Source organism: Polynucleobacter sp. VK25, assembly GCF_018687355.1.
Classification (GTDB): domain Bacteria; phylum Pseudomonadota; class Gammaproteobacteria; order Burkholderiales; family Burkholderiaceae; genus Polynucleobacter.
The window spans coordinates 1,386,526-1,401,697 of record NZ_CP061288.1 but is presented as its reverse complement, the minus strand read 5'-3'; the positions used below and the strand labels follow the sequence as shown (position 1 = coordinate 1,401,697).

Annotated in this window: 15 protein-coding genes and 1 tRNA gene; 7 read left to right on the top strand and 9 right to left on the bottom strand. The window is 42.9% G+C overall.

Features of this window, described 5'->3' with window-relative positions; genetic code table 11:
• The first annotated feature begins 23 nt into the window (after positions 1-23).
• Complete coding sequence (locus AOC21_RS07020) at positions 24-1,271, top strand: DNA cytosine methyltransferase (RefSeq protein ID WP_215391293.1); 1,248 nt, start codon at positions 24-26, stop codon at positions 1,269-1,271.
• Here AOC21_RS07020 and AOC21_RS07015 read toward each other — a convergent pair whose 3' ends face one another.
• The gene (locus AOC21_RS07015; protein WP_215391292.1) at positions 1,272-2,384 is read right to left on the bottom strand and encodes a hypothetical protein; all 1,113 of its coding nucleotides are present in this window, start codon (positions 2,382-2,384) and stop codon (positions 1,272-1,274) included. It lies immediately after the preceding gene.
• An 82-nt stretch (positions 2,385-2,466) separates the two neighbouring features.
• Between AOC21_RS07015 and AOC21_RS07010 the strand changes: the two genes are divergently transcribed.
• Complete coding sequence (locus tag AOC21_RS07010; RefSeq protein WP_215391291.1) at positions 2,467-2,946, top strand: hypothetical protein; 480 nt, start codon at positions 2,467-2,469, stop codon at positions 2,944-2,946.
• Between the two features lie 2 nt (positions 2,947-2,948).
• Here AOC21_RS07010 and AOC21_RS07005 read toward each other — a convergent pair whose 3' ends face one another.
• Together AOC21_RS07005 and AOC21_RS07000 are read right to left on the bottom strand one after the other, a co-directional pair.
• Positions 2,949-3,524 carry a site-specific integrase gene (locus AOC21_RS07005; protein ID WP_215391290.1) on the bottom strand — a complete coding sequence of 192 codons (576 nt, stop codon included), beginning with the start codon at positions 3,522-3,524 and terminating at the stop codon, positions 2,949-2,951.
• A 403-nt stretch (positions 3,525-3,927) separates the two neighbouring features.
• Positions 3,928-4,452 carry a hypothetical protein gene (locus tag AOC21_RS07000; protein ID WP_215391289.1) on the bottom strand — a complete coding sequence of 175 codons (525 nt, stop codon included), beginning with the start codon at positions 4,450-4,452 and terminating at the stop codon, positions 3,928-3,930.
• A 144-nt stretch (positions 4,453-4,596) separates the two neighbouring features.
• Between AOC21_RS07000 and AOC21_RS06995 the strand changes: the two genes are divergently transcribed.
• Both AOC21_RS06995 and AOC21_RS06990 read left to right on the top strand, forming a co-directional pair.
• A complete protein-coding gene (locus tag AOC21_RS06995) occupies positions 4,597-5,043 on the top strand; it encodes a DUF6641 family protein (protein WP_215391288.1) in 447 nt (148 codons plus the stop codon).
• On the top strand, positions 5,040-5,189 hold the full coding sequence (locus AOC21_RS06990) for a hypothetical protein (RefSeq protein WP_215391287.1): 150 nt from the start codon (positions 5,040-5,042) through the stop codon (positions 5,187-5,189). Before AOC21_RS06995 ends, AOC21_RS06990 begins: the two co-directional genes overlap by 4 nt.
• Before the next feature lie 382 nt (positions 5,190-5,571).
• Here AOC21_RS06990 and AOC21_RS06985 read toward each other — a convergent pair whose 3' ends face one another.
• The 4 genes from AOC21_RS06985 to tsaE all read right to left on the bottom strand — a co-directional run bounded on the left by AOC21_RS06985 (position 5,572) and on the right by tsaE (position 9,097).
• On the bottom strand, positions 5,572-6,936 hold the full coding sequence (locus AOC21_RS06985; protein WP_215391286.1) for a hypothetical protein: 1,365 nt from the start codon (positions 6,934-6,936) through the stop codon (positions 5,572-5,574).
• A gap of 97 nt (positions 6,937-7,033) precedes the next feature.
• A tRNA-Lys gene (locus tag AOC21_RS06980) sits at positions 7,034-7,109 on the bottom strand.
• A gap of 87 nt (positions 7,110-7,196) precedes the next feature.
• Positions 7,197-8,555, bottom strand: coding sequence for an N-acetylmuramoyl-L-alanine amidase (locus tag AOC21_RS06975; protein ID WP_215391285.1), 1,359 nt, complete (start codon positions 8,553-8,555; stop codon positions 7,197-7,199).
• Positions 8,555-9,097 carry a tRNA (adenosine(37)-N6)-threonylcarbamoyltransferase complex ATPase subunit type 1 TsaE gene (gene tsaE / locus AOC21_RS06970; RefSeq protein ID WP_215391284.1) on the bottom strand — a complete coding sequence of 181 codons (543 nt, stop codon included), beginning with the start codon at positions 9,095-9,097 and terminating at the stop codon, positions 8,555-8,557. The genes AOC21_RS06975 and tsaE overlap by 1 nt, the downstream gene beginning before the upstream one ends.
• Positions 9,098-9,140: 43 nt before the next feature.
• On the opposite strand from tsaE, the gene queG reads away from it, so the two are divergent.
• Genes queG through AOC21_RS06955 form a run of 3 tightly spaced genes read left to right on the top strand, consistent with a single transcriptional unit; the run spans position 9,141 to position 11,407 of the window.
• Positions 9,141-10,250: a tRNA epoxyqueuosine(34) reductase QueG gene (gene queG, locus AOC21_RS06965; RefSeq protein ID WP_215391283.1), complete on the top strand. Its 1,110-nt coding sequence runs from the start codon at positions 9,141-9,143 to the stop codon at positions 10,248-10,250.
• A gap of 3 nt (positions 10,251-10,253) precedes the next feature.
• Positions 10,254-11,039, top strand: a complete 786-nt coding sequence (locus tag AOC21_RS06960; protein WP_215391282.1) for an AzlC family ABC transporter permease — start codon at positions 10,254-10,256, stop codon at positions 11,037-11,039.
• A complete protein-coding gene (locus AOC21_RS06955) occupies positions 11,036-11,407 on the top strand; it encodes an AzlD domain-containing protein (protein ID WP_251371477.1) in 372 nt (123 codons plus the stop codon). Before AOC21_RS06960 ends, AOC21_RS06955 begins: the two co-directional genes overlap by 4 nt.
• A gap of 4 nt (positions 11,408-11,411) precedes the next feature.
• On the opposite strand, the gene AOC21_RS06950 is transcribed toward AOC21_RS06955, so the two are convergent.
• Both AOC21_RS06950 and AOC21_RS06945 read right to left on the bottom strand, forming a co-directional pair.
• Positions 11,412-14,489, bottom strand: a complete 3,078-nt coding sequence (locus AOC21_RS06950) for an FAD-binding and (Fe-S)-binding domain-containing protein (protein WP_215391281.1) — start codon at positions 14,487-14,489, stop codon at positions 11,412-11,414.
• Positions 14,486-15,172 carry a GntR family transcriptional regulator gene (locus AOC21_RS06945; protein WP_215391280.1) on the bottom strand — a complete coding sequence of 229 codons (687 nt, stop codon included), beginning with the start codon at positions 15,170-15,172 and terminating at the stop codon, positions 14,486-14,488. The genes AOC21_RS06950 and AOC21_RS06945 overlap by 4 nt, the downstream gene beginning before the upstream one ends.

The following is a 15,172-nucleotide window of genomic DNA, read 5'->3' as shown; positions in this document are numbered from 1 at the left end:
TAGCACTTTAAGTGAAAGAAGAAATGAACAAGCGTAAAGTAGCATCCCTGTTTTCTGGTTGCGGCGGTATGGATATTGGCTTTGAAGGTGACTTTGAGGTTCATAAGTCTTGCCTGACGCCTGCTGAACAGCACTTGGTAAAAAAAGCTAATAAAAATGGATTTGTAAATTTAGATAGCTTGGGATTTGAAACTGTATTTGCCTGTGATGTAAATCTCAAAGCAAAAGAAGCGTGGAATTCATACTTTAGTAAAAAGAGAGATGTGACTGGAGTGTATGAAGCAGAAAGTATTGTTGATATTGTTAAAAGTATAAAAGCTGGTACTAGAAAAAACTTATCAGACATTGATATTGTTACTGGTGGTTTCCCGTGTAATGACTTTAGCGTTGCTGGAAAAAGATTAGGATTTAATTCAGATAAAAGCCACTTGGGTAATAGAAAGCTGTTACAAGACAATGAAGATCCTACTGCTGAAAATCGTGGAATGCTTTATTACTGGATGCGTGAGTATGTTGCGCAAGTAAAACCAAAAATCTTTTATGCGGAGAATGTAAAAGGTTTGGTGTCACTGGGTGACGCAAAGGCTGTAATTGAAAAAGATTTTTCATCCATTGACGGAAGTTCATACTTAGTTGTCCCAGTTAAGGTTCTAAATGCTACGCATTACGGAATCCCGCAAACTCGCGAAAGAGTTATTTTTATTGGGATAAACAAGCAAAAGTTAAAAGCTGATGTAATTAGATACATTGAAAAACACGGCGCACTCCCCGCTGAACTTGACCCTTACCCACTACAAACACACGGCAATCAAACAAATGATGGTAGAAAAATATTACCCATAACAACCACTAAATCAGCATTTGCTGGACTTAAAGAACCTGAATTAAGCACAGACTTGTCTCAGCAAGCGTATTCAAAAGCAAAATATATTGGTAAGAAATTACAAGGACAGGCGGAAGTTAATTTCTATGGTCCTGGTCCTACCATTCGCGCAGAACATCACGGTAATATTGAATTCAGAAGACTAAATGAAGAGAACGGCGGTAAAAACATTGAAGAATTAAGTAAAGGTTTGCCACAGCGCAGACTTACTGTAAGAGAGTGCGCAAGAATTCAAACATTCCCAAATGATTATGAATTTGTAATTCCTAATAAGTTATCAGCATCAGATGGCTACAGATTGATTGGCAACGCAGTACCGCCGCTATTGGCTTACAGGTTAGCGCAAAGAATTGATGAGATATGGGACGAATTGTTTAGGAAGAGATGATTAAACAATCAAGGTATCAAGATCAATTTGAGAAATCAGATAGTTAGCAAGTAGCAAAGCAAATTCATTGCTACCAATATTTCCTGTATCGCTATCTTTTACATCTTCATATATATGTTTGAGATGGTTTTTCAAAGCTGACTTGTAATCATCCAAAAATGATTGAGTGTTACTGTATTTTTTTATATCTGAATTGTTTAGTTCATTGATATAAATCTTGCTACCATCCCCAAGTGCCTCAGTAGCCACCTGAATTACTTGTGGTACTAAAACTGGGGAGTGTGAGAAGGGGGGAAGGACAATCTCTATCTTGCCACCCGCAGAATAATCATCCCTTGTTGTGTAGACTGATTTCTTTTGTATAGCCCATTCAAACAATCCGTTGTACTTAGTGGGTGATGTTTTATCAAATACTTTTGGAAATGCTAAGAATGCTTCTTTTAAAAAGTTATTTCTCTTGTCAGCACTAAGGTTTGAAAATTTACTCAATCCAGTTGAACCAACAGGCACGGAATCATCCGTAGCAATCCACCAAGGTGACTCACCTTTGGACTTAGCTTTATTTGCCATCCATTGAATAATTTTTTCAGAATCAATACTATTACCACTAAAAATAATGTCTTCAACTAAACCTACTTTATCAGCGCCACTGCCAAACATAGATTTACTTGGTTCTAAATCAATATCTAATTGAAAGCGTGGTGAATGCGTAACAACTGGTGTAGCAACGCACTCAAAGTAGTCACGATAACCAACCTCTTTATCATCACCAATCCAATACATTAAAAAAACTTTCTTTAAACCAGTTTTCATCGTGCTGGCAATAACGCTGTTGCCATTAAAGGATCTATGCGCCTTAGCCCCTTTAATTTCAATGCCGTAATGAGTGTTGCGCAAAGTAACATCTGGAAACGAATGTCCGCCGTGATGTGAAATTAAAGTTCTATCTAACCCTAATGTAGTACAAGCATCTTGTAATAAAGAAACTAAGAAGTTTTCACAAACAAGAGAATCTCCGTACGTGGGAGCCTTGTCTGTTTGTAAAATTTGATTGCCTTTCTGTACTGCTAAAGAAAGAATCTGATGTACTTTTTCTAAATCAATGGATGACATATTGCTTTACAAGGAATATTGATATTGTTTATCTTATTCTATATTTGGCAATATTGATAAATTTATTACTTTTAGGATGACTATGTATAAAGCTACAAGAGAATTTATTAAAGCAAGGCAACCTCACACAAAGCTAGAACTTCAAGTTGTAAGCGTTAAACAATTAGGTGGCGGAATAGCTAACAACTGTAGTGATAATGCTATAGATAATGCTGAGAATATGGATGGGGTTAGAAGTGTGACTGGATGGTTAGTACATCCGTTTAATCCACTAACTAATACAACGGAAATAATCCAACACTGGTGGAATATAGATGAGGATAGAAATTACTTTGATACTTCCCCTGATGCTTTAGGTGTTAAGTGTGACTATGTATTAGATTTTGATTTATATCGCTATGCTTATGACAACTATGATGATATTGAAAGCATTGTTGCTTGTTCACTTTTGCTAAAGGATGGTGCTTATACTGCCGCTTTAGCAGACTTAGATAACATACATAATGTTAGATATAAAGCAATCAACTCCTTAGATACGCAAACACTCTTTACTTTCTTTTGATATCAAACTAACTCTACTGCTTTACGCTTCATATCATCATTCACATCAATGTATTTTTGAACTACACCAAGATTTTTATGTCCACTCAAACCCATTATTACTCTTACACCAACACCTTTGCTTGCTAAGTTGGTAATAAAGGTTCTGCGCCCACTGTGGCTACTTGCCCCATATATGCCTGCCCTTTTATATAGGTAGTGGAAGAACTGTGTAAGTGTATTAGCGTTGTAACCGTTGCTATTTCGCTTTTGACTGTAGAAGAACTTAAGCTGTGTATTAGTTGGTTTATATGAGTTTACGTATTGCTGTAGTTCTTTTTTTAGTTTAGCGTTAACAAAAACAACCCTTGCTTCCTTGGTTTTGGTATTTTCAGCTTTGAGTCTAATCTCATCGCGCACCTTACCTTCATCATCTACAACATCAATGTAAGTTAAGCTACTTAACTCACCAACTCTACAGCCGCTATAAAAAGACATAAGCACCAAAGCACGATTACGTATGCTGTGCTTACGTGTAGCTGTGTAATCTAAAACTCTGCGTAATTCTTCTGCTGTAAGTGTTTTTGCTTGCTTTGACATAGTTTCCACCTCAAATGTAATGTTTTGTATGTCATTAGTATGTTTTCTTAGTTTCAAAATTCCTACCTCTTTTAAGTGTTACTTAAGTAATACTTTTTCTTTCCATAAATCAAGTGGTTACGGCATATGGATGCGTAAATGTAAGGTTTTACTTAAATCCTTACATATAGCTATTTAAGTATCTGTAGTCAAAGTGCCACAGTTTTGTAAGACTTGCGTACAAGCCCTATGCGCTGATTTATTGCGCTTCTGCTGTATTGCTACTCACTTTTCTGTTTTAAGTGCTTGTAGCGTTGATTTACTGCTTTAAGTATTACTTAAGTAAGACTTTCATTATTTGAAACCATAGTCATATAACTAAGCATTGCGTCCAATGCTTAGCTAACAACCACCTAACGCAACTTTAGTCAGCGTTTAGTGCGCTGTAAGGTATTTGAGTATTTTCAAAATCCCAACAACTTAGATTTCCAAACTGTGTTTCTTTAGTGCCGTAATGTATTAGTTGTGATTGAGTGTTAGCTAACGGTTCTGTAATGTATATGTCGTTCTTTTGCTGTGCCTTATCAACCCAGCAATATGTCCATAATGTTTTTATATCTTCTGTTGTTAGTATTTTTGGTAAGTTGCCTAAGTAAATGTTGTAGTGAATGGTTAGTTGTGGATTTGCTGTATTTGTAGTGCCTTCTATTGTGGGTATTAGTAATGGTTGTAGTAGTTGTGGTTTGCGTCTTGCGCCGTTGCCAAATAATTCTTTGTTGAAACAGTTTCTTGCGTGCCTTAAGTCTTTGCGTAAGTTGAATGTCATTCTCTCTATATCTTTAGCATCTTTGTGATAGGCAGAGTAGTTGCTATGTGCTACCAAGTAGTGCGTTATATGCTGTGCTTGCTTATCCAAAAAGTCTCTTATGTCTTGTGCTGTTGCTTTCATAAAAGTATTTAGCAGAACCAAATGAAAGAGTGACTATTTGTGGATTTATTACATTCTGATGGGAAATGACTGGAAAATTCAGGTTGTCCAACCAGCTTTGATGAAAATAAAGTTAGTACTCAAACAACATAAAAGGAGTATTAAATGAGTACGTTAAGTAACTTGAAGTTAGTAGTAGGTAAGCGTCATCTAACAGTAAGTCCAGTTGTACACAGACGTAATAAGTTGGTTGCTAAGCTACATGAACAAATTGAGTTATGTGAAGCAAGGAAGGCTGGTAATACCTATGCGCCTAAACGCTTAAAGTCTTATACAAATAAGCAAACGGGTGAACGCATGACTGTTGAAGCAGTAAAGCGTGTAAAAGAGTGGTTTTGGATTAGTGATAGCGGGAAAATCAATCTAGCTATTAAGTACGGCGCTAAAACTCTCACGCTAAACAAGAAGACAAAAGCCAACTGTATTGAACTTACCAATGGTGATGAACTGATTAGCACGTTAAAAGCATTAAAGACTGAAGTATTGAATGGTGCGCTTGATGAAGCTATAGAAGAGGTAAGTAAAGCTACAAGGGAAGGGTTTGGTAAATGAGGAAGTACAGACTATGGGTGCGTATAAATGCTTTACAAACAGCTAACACCTTTATCTATGCTGAGAATGCTTTATTAGCTAAACAGTTAGGGGAAGCACAGTATGGTGTTGGTAGTGTGCTGAACTACACAGAAGTAGATGAATGAAGGTAAGGGGGGTTAAATACTTGTATGCGCTTCTATGAAATACAAACTATTAAACCCCTTAAACCTATGAACCCACAGCAGTACCGCCTGTACAGTCTGAAGCGCAATAAAGACAATGCTAAGCAAGCATACAAAGCTGAGAAGGACAGGCAGAAGATAACCAAAGCACAGCAACAAATTTTTAATGCTACCCACAAAAAACCGTAGCGCAGTTTTCAAACACACCGCAAAACCTTACCCCCACCACTTTTAATCTAACCCCCTCATACTTTGCTTGATAAATGAAATATGCGTTTTGACGCAAAATCGTATGGTATTTGGCGGTTTCAATGTGTATTTTTATTTTTATGAAGATAGTGATGAGAGGTATAGCTAGAATGGTTTATTGACTTTTTGCTTTATTTCTTCTTGTCTCACCTGATTTCTTCCCACCCAAGCTACGCTTAGCTTTTAGTTCTGCTTTTACTTCCGCATCTGATTTGGGGTTGTACGTAGGATTGCTTCTTGCTTTCTTGTTTAGCAACCCTCTTGTTGTTTCCCCTTTTAATTGAGGTAGTGCTTCTTTCACTTTTAAGTGTCCGTAGTGCTTTTCAATCATAGCTACGCTTGTACCCATATGTTCAGCAAGCGTATAAACGGGGGTTTTGTCATACGTTAACTTAAAGGTAGCATAGGTATGACGCAGGCTGTAGAAGACGCGCTTCTGTTCTGTGTTGGGATCTATGAGTAGATTGTGCTGTCTAAGGAATGTTTCAAATAGCTTTTGAAAAGACTGAGGTTCTTTTCCATCTTTCATTCTAAATACGTAACCGTTGTGATTGCTTTCAGTCACTTCCTCTATACCGCCTAAACCTTGTACTTTAAGTAATCTTTTAAGTACGTCAATGGTGTCATCCCAACCAATAATCTTTCTCTTACCAGTCTTACCATTCACGTTCATCTCAACGTGACTACCACTGTCATTAGTATGTGTATAGCGTACCTGTTTCCAGCGCAAATTTAATAGTTCCTTACCAGGACGTGCGCCTGTATCAAGCAATACGTATACATACTCTCTTAGTAATATTCTTAAATTTTTACTTACCTTGTTTTCAGCACGTTCAATCCAATTATTGAAGTGTTCCTTTAGCGCACGGATTTCATCCAATTCAAATGCTGGACGGCGTTCACTTACTTTTCCTTTAGCAATTAGCTTGGGACGGTCAAGTTCCGTCATAAATCGCTGTAGTACAGCCTCATCAAATATTAAGTTGAGTACAGCGTTATGCGTTAGCTGTGTGCTGTAGGTAGCTGGTTTACCCATCTTCTTTGTACGCTTAGTCTCATACTCATCCAATGCTTCACGCTTAATGTTGTTGACATTGAACTTACCCAGTATTGGAATGACATAAGTCTTAAGAACGGAGACATAGTCTTTGTAGACGGGTTTTGCTGTTCCTTCCTCAATGTCAGCTTCCAGTTGCTTAAGGACTGTATTAGCAACATCCTTCAGCTTGCGTGTGACAGGGGAGATATTCAGTTCTTTTTTGACGTTTGCTTTAATGAGGATGTCATGCGCGGCTTTTTTAGCTTTTGCTAAATCCCGTTCATTGGTGCTTGTGCGGTTCCAGCGTCCGTCTACATTGAACGCAACCTGCCACACAGCACTACGTTCACGCTGGTAAATGCGTAGTTCCCGTTCTATCAAAATGTGAGTGGTAGCGTTTTTTTCTCTCATACCCAAATAACCAGCAAGTCCATACAGCATAAGCGTTTGCTGGGAATAGGACAAGTAGCAATTTTTGGTGTGTATTTGGTGTGTACCAAAAGAAAAAGCGCACTTTCGTGCGCTTCGCCTTATGCTATGGTGGGTCGGGCGAGATTCGAACTCGCGACCAACGGATTAAAAGTCCGCTGCTCTACCGACTGAGCTACCGACCCAGTTAAGCCATAAATTATAGCAAGAAGTTTGCAGGTCTTCCCTGGGTTTGTGGGGTCCACCTCTCAGCCCTTGTAGTTACAAGTGGCTTATGAATTTACCCGTCTGGCAACTGGCGGATTTTTAGAAAAATAGTCCTTAATTCCCCTCAAAATCGCCTCTGCAATACGATCCTGGTAGCCATCATCGTTTAACCTGGCCTCTTCCTGTGGATTGCTAATAAAAGCGGTCTCAACCAGGATTGAGGGGATATCTGGGGCCTTCAAAACTGCAAAACTGGCTTGCTCAACCTTGGGCTTGTGTAAGGGCGCAAATCCACCAATTTGCTTCAAGATGGAGTTTCCTACCTGCAGTGAGTCTTTAATCTGAGCAGTCGTCGACATATCCAATAGTAAGTTAGCAACCTGCCTGTCTTGCGTCTTGATATTGATGCCGCCAATGAGGTCTGAAGCATTTTCTTTATTGGCCATCCATCTGGCAGTAGTACTACTGGCTCCCATTTGAGATAGTGCAAACACTGATGCACCTTTGGCATTTCTTTCAATAAAGGCGTCTGCATGAATGGATACAAATAGATCAGCCTCAACACGCCGTGCTTTTTGTACCCTGACGTGTAGTGGCACAAAGTAATCACCATCTCTCGTCAAGAAAGGGCGCATATACGCTTCGCCTTCAATCTTATCTTTGAGTCGCTTGGCAATCGCGAGCACGACATTCTTTTCTCTTGAGCCTGCAGCGCCAATGGCCCCTGGATCTTCACCACCATGGCCGGGATCAATCGCAATGGTGATCAAGCGCTTATATTTGGCTGAGGCTGGCAACTCCTTGGGATCTGGAATGGCCTGTGCAACTGGTGCCGCTGGAACTTTAGCGAGCTCTTTTTCTTTCTTGGTAGCGAACTGCGCAATGAGGTCCACCTCTTCGTTGGATTTCTCGAGAGCACTTTCTTTTTTAGCGCTGCTTCTCACTAAAGCCATCAATGGATCTGGTGGTGTAGTGGGGTACAAGTCAAACACCATACGGTAGTTGTACTCACCAATAGGATCGAGCGTAAAGAGCTGCGGCTTAATCGGTTCTTTTAGATCAAATACCAAGCGCACAACGCCTGGCTGAAATTGCCCAACCCGAACCTGAGAGATATACGGATCATTTGGCTTTACTTTGGCTACTAAATCTTTGAGGGTGGGATTAAGTTCCAATCCTTGCACATCCACTACCAAGCGATCTGGATTAGTTAGGATCTGCTGTGTAATTGGTAGCGGAGTATCGGATTCCAGTGTGACGCGGGTGTAGTCCTCAGAAGGCCAGACACGTACACCCAATATCTTGGCACCCCAAGCAATATCAACCTCTGTCAGCAATAAAGCAAAACTCAAAAACTTCGCTGAAGTCTTAAGTGTTTGTCTTTTTGAGAGGTTGATCTTTGGCTTGATCTTGTTAGTGCTCATTACTGATTGGATCGAATATCTTCTAATGCGCTATTACCCTGATGAGATAAGGCAATAATTTTGATGCTGCGTTCATTCTCATCGGGACCAGCGTTCAACTGAATCTGAATATCAAAAGCAGGTAAAGTGCCTTCCGCTTTCTCTGGCCATTCAATCAGGCAAATTCCAGGCACATCAAAGTGTTCTGCAAACCCAGCCTCTTGCCATTCCAATGGATCACGCATGCGATATAAATCAAAATGGTGAACCGTGATTGCTTGATCTTTTAATTGCAGCGGGTAGGGTTCACACAAAGTATAGGTAGGACTCTTTACTTTGCCCTCATGTCCCAGTGCTTGAATGAGGTATCTCGCAAACGTCGTTTTGCCAGCACCCAGATCACCCTCTAAAGAGATATTGAGATGTGAGCCTGATTGCTGAGTCAGAAATTTCTCAAAACTGGCCGCCAGCTGTTTGGCAAGGGATGCGGTATCGGCCTCCTGCCTACAATAGAGATCTATTGCAGTGAGCGGGGTTGCTGAAGTTGCCTGTGTTTGAGCCATTCCCCTAGTTTATTCAATAATTGCGCTACATTCTGTATTCCATATGCCTTTATCTACTAGCCCTCAATCCCTAGATGAGGCCAATCTGCGAGATTGGCTCAATACCCAAGCTATAGCGCTCGGGTTTGACGGCTTGCGGATTACTGATACCCATTTAGGCTTGGCAACTGAGCGACTAAAAGAGTGGCTTGAGCAGGGTCGGCACGGCCAAATGGAATACATGCAGCGCCATGCAGAATTACGCTCCAATCCCGAGCTTTTAGTTCCTGGCACCGTACGCGTCATCTGCGTTTCCATGAACTATCTACCGCCTGAAACGGATTTCGATGCTGAGTGGCAAAGACTTGAAGATCCTACTCAAGGGGTAGTTTCCATGTATGCCAGAGGGCGCGACTATCACAAGGTACTTCGTAATCGTCTACAAGAGTTTGCCCAGCTCATCGAAGAACGTATCGGAAAATTAGGCTATCGCGTATTTACGGATTCAGCACCATTGATGGAAGTGGAGCTTGCACGTAAGGCGGGCTTGGGTTGGCGCGGTAAACACACGCTCTTGCTCAATCGAGAATCTGGCTCCACGTTTTTCTTGGGTGAGATCTTGGTAGATGTACCACTCCCGATTGATGGGGAGACGGAAGAGCATTGTGGCACCTGTACCTCTTGTATTGATGTCTGTCCTACACAAGCCATCACTGCACCATATCAATTGGATGCACGTCGCTGCATCTCTTATCTCACTATCGAAAATCCTGATTCCATTCCGGTTGAGTTCAGAAGCGCCATGGGCAATCGTGTTTATGGCTGTGATGATTGCCAGCTTATTTGCCCGTGGAATAAGTTTGCTCAGCGTACTGAGTTACCAGACTTTGCAAGACGTCACGGCTTAGGGCAGGCGACGCTATTGCAATTGTGGTCTTGGACTGAGGTAGAGTTTGAGCAACGCCATGAAGGCAGCGCTATTCGCAGAATTGGCTATAGCCGCTGGCGCCGCAATTTGGCAGTGGCTATGGGTAATGCACTTGCGAGTCCAGAAATATCAGGTGTTGATAGGCAAGCAATACGCTCCGCATTAAATGATGCTTTTGCTGGTGCAGACGCTTTGGTAGCGGAGCATATTGAATGGGCCTTAAATGAATACAAGGCTTACAATTAATCTATGTCATCTGCAGACCAGCCCTATATTGATCCTAGCGAAATCGCGCTAGAAGAACCTGCGGCAGAACGCTTTAAGAGTACAGGCGATGCTTTTTGGTCTGGCATTCGGGATGCAGCAGGCGCTCCTGCGATGGTGCTCTTTGCCGGCATGGTGGGCTTTGGAGCCATGGCCAAAACCAATGGCTTTGACGTTTGGTTTACGACCTTTACCTCCTTCTTTATGTTTGCATTACCAGGGCAGGTAGTCTTACTCGAGATGGCGATTACTGGCTCATCTGTTTTAGCGATTGCCTTAGCAGTCACGTTGACCTCAACACGCTTTATCACTATGACAGTAACGCTCTTTCCACAGTTTCACCAACGAGATCGCAATCGTAGCTTGTATGCCTCAGTACATTTATTGGCAATGACGGCATGGGCTATCTCGATGCGTGAGTTTCATTCAATTGAGGTGAAGCATCGCCTCAATTATTTTGTTGGCTTGGGATTATTGTGTTGGTTAATCTCCGTTCCGGGAACTATTTTGGGTTTTTATTTGGCTGGCAGAGTGCCGCCTGCCGTGACTCTGGGGTTGGTCTTTATTAACCCGCTATTTTTCTTGCTGACGTTTACTGAAGTAAAGCCTTGGATCAATCGCATTGCGATTTTCTTGGGTTGTGTCTTTGGCCCCATCTTCTTTGTAATAGACCGTGATACCAGTTTATTAACAGCAGGCTTGTTTGCAGGTACCTTGGCTTACTTTATTGATCGCAAGTTCTTGCGCAATAAAGCTGGGGTAGTTGGATGAACGGGGCGATTGATGCTTTCAATCACATGGGTGATGCACTCACGGGTTGGGGTCTCTGGATTGCTTTGGTCGGCGCCTGCTTAGGCACATACTTTTGTCGCGCAATTGGCGTATTTCTATCGCAAAGTATTAATCAGGATAGTGAAGTCTTCCGCTGGTTGGCTGCTGTGACCTATGCGATGGCTGCCGCTTTAACCGTGCGCTTGATTCTGATGCCGCTTGGCCTCATGGCAACGGTCCCTCTATGGATACGTATCCTGATTTGCGCCTTGGCTGTAAGTGTGATGATCTCTAAGCGAACTCGTCGCCTGGTTCCAGCCTTATTGACCGGAACCTTATTGATGGTTGGCTACGGCCTCATACATTAATTCGCTATAGATGTGCTGCCAGTATTCTGGCGATATGTACAGCCTCCCTTTGCGTGCCATCGGCAATTTGATGACGACAACTCGTACCATCAGCGACCACCCAGCTATCTGGCGACTTGCGAATACTTGGCAATAGACTGGCTTCAGCCATTTGCTTAGATACTTCAATGTGCTCAGCTTCATAACCAAAGCTACCAGCCATACCACAGCAAGAAGATTCAATCAGCTTAGGTTCTGCATTGGGAATAAGTTTGAGTAGCTCCATTGCTGGAGTTACTGCAGCAAATGCTTTCTGATGACAGTGACCATGAAATAACACTGACTTATCAGCAGCTTTGAGATTGAGTTTGAGCTTGCCCGCTTTTACTTCGCTAGCCAAGAACTCTTCCAGCAATTGCGCTTGCTTAGAAACGCTGACAGCGCGCTCACCAAAACCCATCACCAAGGCTTCGTCCTTCAGCGTAAAGAGGCAAGAAGGCTCTAAACCAATAATCGGAATGTTCTTGTCTGCGTAGGGCGCGAGGTGATCAACCAATTCACCAAGAGTGGCTTTGGCTTTATCAACCATGCCAGCTGCAAGATAGGTTCTGCCGCAACAAAACTCTTTGGAGCAGCCGCTTTGTGCTTTATCTGTTGAGTTTGCCGCCTTGCTTTGACTTTTATTGGGGATATGCACGCGATAACCTGCTGCATTAAGTACTTTTAATGCTGCCTGGAGGTTTTCATCTTCAAAGAAGGCGTTAAAGGTATCTGCCAGGAGAACAACACCCTTGCCATCAGTATTGCTGGCTAGTTGCTCCGGTGTGTATTGATAAGCATTGGCTGTTCTCTGATTCCAAAATGTTTTTGCTTTCCAGATTGGCAAACTTCTTTGTGCAGAAATACCCATGATCCATTCCTGTAACTTAGCAATCGGGGTAATGTGATTACGTAAGTTGAGGATTGCTGGCAAGAGGGGGATATTGCTAATCGTGCTGGCATATTTAGGGAGGTAAGCAACCGCTAAATCTCTGAGTGAGTGACCTACACGCTTCTTATAAGCAGATAAGAACTCAATCTTCATCTTGGCCATATCTACACCGGTAGGGCACTCGCGACGGCAAGCCTTGCAGCTCACGCAAAGCTCCATCACTTCTTTAATGGCATCACTTCCTAGAGGTGAGGATTCATCTTTGATGTAGAGCTGATTTGACAGTGCCAGACGTAAAGTGTTTGCTCTACCGCGAGTGAGGTGTTTCTCATCTCTGGTAACGCGATAGCTAGGGCACATGACTTCAGCATCAAACTTGCGGCAGTGACCATTGTTGTTGCACATTTCAACGGCTTTAGCCAAGCCCATGGCAGGATCACCGCCTGTACCAGGCGCAGTTGTTTCTTCTGTGACGGGATCATTTTGGACGTTCCAAGCAGACCAATCGAGCGCTGGTTGCAATGGAATGACTTTGTAGCTAGGTGAAAATCTAAAGTTGATGGAGTCATCCATCTTTGGTGGATTGACGATCTTGCCGGGATTAAACAATCCCTTCGGATCAAATGCGTGTTTAATTTCTGCAAGGGCTTCTGTGATCTTTGGGCCAAACTGCCAAGAGATCCATTCGCCTCGGCAAAGGCCGTCGCCATGCTCACCGCTATATGCACCTTTGTACTTGCGCACCAAGGCAGATGCTTCTTCAGCAACAGCACGCATCTTTTGTGCGCCATCTCTGCGCATATCCAGAATAGGGCGTACATGCAATGTGCCTACAGAGGCATGGGCATACCAAGTGCCCCGTGAACCGTATTTAGAAAATACATCCGTTAAAGCTTGGGTATATTCCGCCAAACTCTCGAGCGGTACTGCGCAGTCTTCAATAAAGCTCACTGGCTTGCCATCACCTTTAAGGCTCATCATGATGTTCAGGCCCGCTTTACGCACTTCCCATAAATTTTTCTGTGGCGATGCATCTGGCATCGGTACAACAGATCCAGGCAAACCTAAATCACTCATGAGCTCTTGCAATGCTTTGAGTTTCTCAAGCAATGGTGCATGAGACTCTCCAGAAAACTCCACCAATAAGATTGCCTCAGGGGTCTGCGCTGTGTGATCTATTAAAGCGGTCTCAATGGTTTTCTTAAAGCTAGGGTTGCTGCGTGCCAGATCAATCATGGTGCGATCGACTAGCTCAACCGCAGTAGGGCCCAGCCTCACAATATGCTGCGCGCTATCCATTGCTTTATAAAAGCTGGCGAAGTTCACAATACCCAACACCTTGTGCTGCGGTAAAGGCGCAAGCTTAAGCTTGAGTGACTTGAAGTACCCAAGGGTGCCTTCACTGCCAACTAATAAATGGGAGAGGTTAACGCTGCCATCTTGGGTATAGGGCAACTCACTTTGGGGATTGAAGATGTCGAGGTTATATCCCGCAACCCTTCTCAATACTTTCGGAAAATGCGCCTCGATTTCTGGTTGGAGGGTGTTAGCTAGGTTTTTTACAAAGTCACCCAACTGCTTTGCGGCTCCGGTACTACTTGCGTAATCACTAAAGTTGGAAATTCTGCCATCCGCTAACCATGCATCAATACCTAAAACGTTGTGCACCATATTGCCATAAGCAATTGAGCGGCTGCCACAAGAGTTATTCCCTGCCATACCGCCAATCGTTGCTTGCCCTGCAGTAGAAACATCCACCGGATACCAAAGACCATGTTGCTTGAGTGTGCCATTAAGGTGATCGAGAACAATACCAGGCTCAACCTCAACATAGCCTTTATCCAGATTGAGATCTAAAACATTTCTGAAATATTTGGTGTTATCGATGACAAGTGCTGCACCAGTAGTTTGGCCGCATTGACTTGTGCCTCCACCACGTGGCAACACGGGTACTCCGAGTTCGGCGGCAATCTGAATAGCGCTCGCAATATCTTGTGCAGTCTTTGGTGCAAACACTGCAACTGGCATGGCTTGATAAATGGAGGCATCAGTTGCATAGCGGCCACGACTGGCGCTATCAGTCATGACTTCGCCTGAAGTCTCCTGACGCAAGCGTTTAGCTAGTTCAGCTTGATCCACCATGAGTTCTTTGAGGTCTAGGGGCTTATTCATGATTTGACAGTTTCTAACTGAGATTCTGATTGGAGTAATTGAGCAACCACATCACGTTTATTTCTGACGTGTTGAATCATAATTTTGCGCATACGTACGCTATCCCGTGCCTTGAGGGCATCAAGCATTTCTTGGTGCTCCTCCACAGCCTTTTCCCACTTAACACCATCTTGATTGGAGCGAAAGCGCAAGGCCTCAATACGCGCATTGACTTGAGTAAAGAGCTTGGATAACACGGGATTGTTTGCTGCCTGATTAATCAGATGGTGAATGCGTAAATTAAGTTTGTAATAACTCGATAAATCACGACGCGCATATGAGGCCATCATTTCATATTGAAGGGCCTCTAATTCAGAGAGGGTGGCATCGCTAATATTGTTCGCTGCCAGTTCTCCAGAAAATCCCTCTAGGTCTGCAATCACATCAAATGTATTTAATACATCTTCAAGACTGAGTTCCACGGCGATCGCGCCACGGTTGGCAATTAACTCCACTAAACCTTCAGCGGCCAAACGGCGAATAGCTTCCCGAATAGGGGTGCGGGAAACATTGAGACTCTCAGCGAGTTCACGTTCATTGAGTTTGCTGCCAGGGGCAATCTTGCCCTCTACGAGGAGGGACCTCAGCTTCTCGAAAGTAGCTTCATGTAAATTTTGTGAATTTGGCTGCTCTAGTGCTGTCAT

Bases quoted from the DNA above. Each gene is read 5' to 3' on its own strand.
- AOC21_RS06945 (WP_215391280.1), bottom strand. From the start codon at position 15,172: ATGACAGCACTAGAGCAGCCAAATTCACAAAATTTACATGAAGCTACT.
- AOC21_RS06990 (WP_215391287.1), top strand. From the start codon at position 5,040: ATGAGGAAGTACAGACTATGGGTGCGTATAAATGCTTTACAAACAGCT.
- AOC21_RS07010 (WP_215391291.1), top strand. From the start codon at position 2,467: ATGTATAAAGCTACAAGAGAATTTATTAAAGCAAGGCAACCTCACACA.
- AOC21_RS06985 (WP_215391286.1), bottom strand. From the start codon at position 6,936: ATGCTGTATGGACTTGCTGGTTATTTGGGTATGAGAGAAAAAAACGCT.
- AOC21_RS07005 (WP_215391290.1), bottom strand. From the start codon at position 3,524: ATGTCAAAGCAAGCAAAAACACTTACAGCAGAAGAATTACGCAGAGTT.
- AOC21_RS06955 (WP_251371477.1), top strand. From the start codon at position 11,036: ATGAACGGGGCGATTGATGCTTTCAATCACATGGGTGATGCACTCACG.
- AOC21_RS06960 (WP_215391282.1), top strand. From the start codon at position 10,254: ATGTCATCTGCAGACCAGCCCTATATTGATCCTAGCGAAATCGCGCTA.
- AOC21_RS07020 (WP_215391293.1), top strand. From the start codon at position 24: ATGAACAAGCGTAAAGTAGCATCCCTGTTTTCTGGTTGCGGCGGTATG.
- AOC21_RS06975 (WP_215391285.1), bottom strand. From the start codon at position 8,555: ATGAGCACTAACAAGATCAAGCCAAAGATCAACCTCTCAAAAAGACAA.
- tsaE (WP_215391284.1), bottom strand. From the start codon at position 9,097: ATGGCTCAAACACAGGCAACTTCAGCAACCCCGCTCACTGCAATAGAT.
- AOC21_RS07015 (WP_215391292.1), bottom strand. From the start codon at position 2,384: ATGTCATCCATTGATTTAGAAAAAGTACATCAGATTCTTTCTTTAGCA.
- AOC21_RS06950 (WP_215391281.1), bottom strand. From the start codon at position 14,489: ATGAATAAGCCCCTAGACCTCAAAGAACTCATGGTGGATCAAGCTGAA.
- AOC21_RS07000 (WP_215391289.1), bottom strand. From the start codon at position 4,452: ATGAAAGCAACAGCACAAGACATAAGAGACTTTTTGGATAAGCAAGCA.
- queG (WP_215391283.1), top strand. From the start codon at position 9,141: ATGCCTTTATCTACTAGCCCTCAATCCCTAGATGAGGCCAATCTGCGA.
- AOC21_RS06995 (WP_215391288.1), top strand. From the start codon at position 4,597: ATGAGTACGTTAAGTAACTTGAAGTTAGTAGTAGGTAAGCGTCATCTA.